Source organism: Acetivibrio straminisolvens JCM 21531 (assembly GCF_000521465.1).
Lineage (GTDB): Bacteria > Bacillota > Clostridia > Acetivibrionales > Acetivibrionaceae > Hungateiclostridium > Hungateiclostridium straminisolvens.
Genome location: NZ_BAVR01000117.1, coordinates 1 through 3,421, shown reverse-complemented (window position 1 = coordinate 3,421; position 3,421 = coordinate 1). Strand labels below are relative to the sequence as shown.

2 protein-coding genes and 1 pseudogene are annotated in these 3,421 nt (G+C 39.1%); 2 read left to right on the top strand and 1 reads right to left on the bottom strand.

Annotated features, from left to right (window positions below; genetic code table 11):
• The first annotated feature begins 134 nt into the window (after positions 1 to 134).
• Complete coding sequence (locus JCM21531_RS16745) at positions 135 to 1,073, top strand: hypothetical protein (protein WP_038291519.1); 939 nt, start codon at positions 135 to 137, stop codon at positions 1,071 to 1,073.
• A 231-nt stretch (positions 1,074 to 1,304) separates the two neighbouring features.
• Positions 1,305 to 2,676: pseudogene (locus tag JCM21531_RS16740) on the top strand (TrpB-like pyridoxal phosphate-dependent enzyme).
• 55 nt (positions 2,677 to 2,731) lie between these two features.
• On the opposite strand, the gene JCM21531_RS16735 reads toward JCM21531_RS16740, so the two are convergent.
• A complete protein-coding gene (locus JCM21531_RS16735; protein ID WP_243467882.1) occupies positions 2,732 to 3,388 on the bottom strand; it encodes a hypothetical protein in 657 nt (218 codons plus the stop codon).
• Between the last annotated feature and the right edge of the window lie 33 nt (positions 3,389 to 3,421).

Here is a 3,421-nt window from a genome sequence, read left to right as displayed (position 1 = left end):
TACTATAGGGTATAATAAAAATAATAATATTAATATTTTCGCATAATATTATAACTATAAAACACATTAATCTTTGCAATATATATTCTCATCTTATCTGTTTCTCGTTCGTTTATATAAAGGGGTGGTGTTTCGTGGATAATAAAAAGGAAGTATTGAGCACGGGCAATGAAGGCGTCAAGGGTCTCATGGAAACTATAACGTCAAAGATCTCAGTAGATCAGAGCAAGGAAGTGCTGTCAAGTTTAAAGGATAGTATAGTGGACAATATTCATGAAAGAACAGAAAGAGCAGCCAACTTTATTCATTCACTGAAGAAGGATAAGATAAGAAATCTTGAAAGGCTTTTGGATGTTACAAAAAAAGATTTGAAAAAGTCCGACAAGAAGAATTATATTTACATTACCGAAGCTGGCAGAATGGTTGTCGTAGACAGGGATATGTGGGGAGACCCGTGCACAGTTACTATAAAAGAAGGCAATAAAGTATTACTTAGATTGGTTAAGTTCTTTAATGATTATCCTTATTTGTTTCCGGTATTCAATGAAAAGAATTTGAATGGTGAGATTATATTTATGGATGATGGCGAGATATGGTATCGCGACAAGGATGTAGCAACTTTGGTTCTGTTTAAAAACGACAAGCCGGATTTTCTTACCATTAATTTGGATAAAGTTAGGGCTTTAAAGGAAAATGAATTGCTTAAATATCTTGAAAATTGCAAAATCCTATACCTTGAAAAAAGGCTCAATGATTTGCTGTTGGTAGAAAGAAAAATTGCCATTGAGGATATTGTCAGGGTACGTCAGGGTTATGCAATATATAAAAACAGCGAGAGGGCATACACGGTACTGCTTTTTGACCAGTTAAGGTCTTTGTGTGATGAGTTTACGTTAAGAAAGCTGCCGAATTTAAATGAAGCTGCATTGGATGTTCTTTTCAGCTTGGATATTGTGGAGTACGTAAAGTCAAAAGGCTATGCGTTTGAAAACTTTAAGCAGGATAACGAGTACATAGAATATTGGCAGGAGATAGGCAGTAAAAGAGTATGTGTTATGAGGTGTAAAATCTAAGCTTTGGGAAAAAAGATTAAAAAACGTATGATTTTGTCAAATAAAGTAATCGCCATATATCGGTGCGTCTGATTATGATTAGATGCGCTTTTTTTATGTAAAATGCTATATAGATCAATTTCTATGTTGTATAATTCCATACTCATAAATTTTGTATTTATGTTGATTGTTGCGGCTTTTTCTAGTAAAATATTAATTAATGTTATTATTTTACGAGGAGAGTTGAGAAAGATGAGTAAAAAGGATGTAAACAAGGTAGTCTTAGATGAGGCAGATATTCCGAAACAGTGGTACAATATTTTAGCCGATATGCCTAACAAGCCTGCGCCTTACTTCAGCTCAAATACCGGTAAACCGGCTACTGTCGAAGAACTTCAGGCAATCTTTCCATTAGACTGATTCAACAGGAGAACACCCAAGAGAGATGGATCGATATACCTGAAGAAGTAAGAGAAATGTATCGTCAATGGAGACCGAGTCCATTGTACAGGGCAAAAGGTCTTGAAAAGCATTTGGGGACTCCTGCAAGAATTTACTACAAGTATGAAGGAACGAACGCTACCGGAAGCCACAAGCTTAATACATCTCTGCCACAGGCTTACTACAATAAGGTTGCCGGCATAAAAAGGCTTTCTACCGAGACTGGAGCAGGACAGTGGGGAAGTGCACTGAGTCTTGCATGCAGTCATTTCGGACTTGAATGTACGGTTTATATGGTTAAGGTAAGTTATGAGCAAAAGCCTTATAGACGTTCCTTTATGAAAACCTTTGGGGCTGAGGTGTTTGCAAGTCCTACCAATCTTACTGCCAGCGGAAAGGCTATTTTGGAGAAGGACCCTGATTGTACAGGAAGTCTCGGTATTGCCATAAGCGAAGCTGTTGAAGATGCGGCTACCCACGCTGATACAAATTATGCCTTAGGAAGCGTTTTGAATCATGTGTGCTTGCACCAGACCATTATCGGTCTTGAGGCAAAGAAACAGTTAGAATATCTGGACGAATATCCTGATGTAGTCTTTGCATGCTGCGGAGGAGGATCAAACTTTGCCGGAATAGCGTTCCCCTTCCTAATGGACAAGCTTAAAGGAACGAATGTAAGAGCTGTTGCTGTTGAACCTACTGCCTGTCCTACTCTTACAAAGGGTGTATACGCTTATGATTATTCCGATACAGGAAAGATTGGTCCGTTGGCAAAGATGTATACAGTGGGTCATGACTTTGTACCTGCCGGTATACATGCAGGTGGACTCAGGTACCACGGAGTTTCGCCGATAATCAGCCAGCTTTATGAAGATAAATTAATCGAAGCTAAAGCTTACGGACAGAGTTCGGTATTTGATGCGGCTGTTGCTTTTGCAAGAACTGAAGGAATTATTCCTGCCCCCGAGTCTTCCCATGCAATAAGGGCTGCTATTGATGAAGCTTTGCTGTGCAAGGAATCGGGAGAATCAAAAGTTATTCTGTTTAATTTGAGCGGACACGGATATTTTGATATGGTTGCTTATGACAATTACTTTAGCGGAAAGCTAGTGATGTAGATTATTCTGAAGAAGCAATCCAGAAGAGTATAAATAGTTTGCCAAAGTTTGATTACGCAAAATAAAATTTAGAAATAGCTTCTTTTTATTCATAAAATCAAGTAGGAGGCAGGTGAATAATTACCTGCCTCTTATCTTATTTGGCCTCTTGGAATGAAATGAAAGAGGCAAAAGTGAAAGGACTCGATGTCCCGAGCTTTTATTTTTAAGTGTGGGGGTTTTTATTTTATTATCTTGGCTGAAGCTCAATTCCATCCAGTCAAAGGCAATCCAATCATTAGGGCCTGTATTTGAAGTGTTTTGAATTACTACTGTGTTGTTTCTTCTAAGATTCCGTACATTAAAAGTAAGAAGCCTCCAGTTGTTGAAACGCTGGCCGGCCGGTGAGCCGTGAACCAAAGGAAGCCTTCCTGTGTGAACAACGGTGCCGTTTATTGTTATTCTGGCAGAATAGTTGGCAACAGGAACATTTGTGTGGTCGTCAAGTACCCCACGTATTACCAACTGTGCGTTTAAATTGCCCGGTACGAGCAAAAAAGGCTGTAAGTCAAAAGTCCATGTTCCGCGGTTGCCGGTATATAAAATGTCTGCATTGCCGCTGGGGTTTCCGTAGTTTGGGTATCCGGTAAGTTCCTTAAAGAGTACGATAGATGTTTGGGCAGGCCTGTTGCTCAATACAGGTTGGGGTTGTCTTTCTATAGCAGGATAAAAGTATAATTCATCGGCATCCTGAGGCTGCCAGACGTTTGGTGTATATGCAGCGTATGGATCGGACACAAAGGATAGTAGTAATAATCCATAATGATTTCT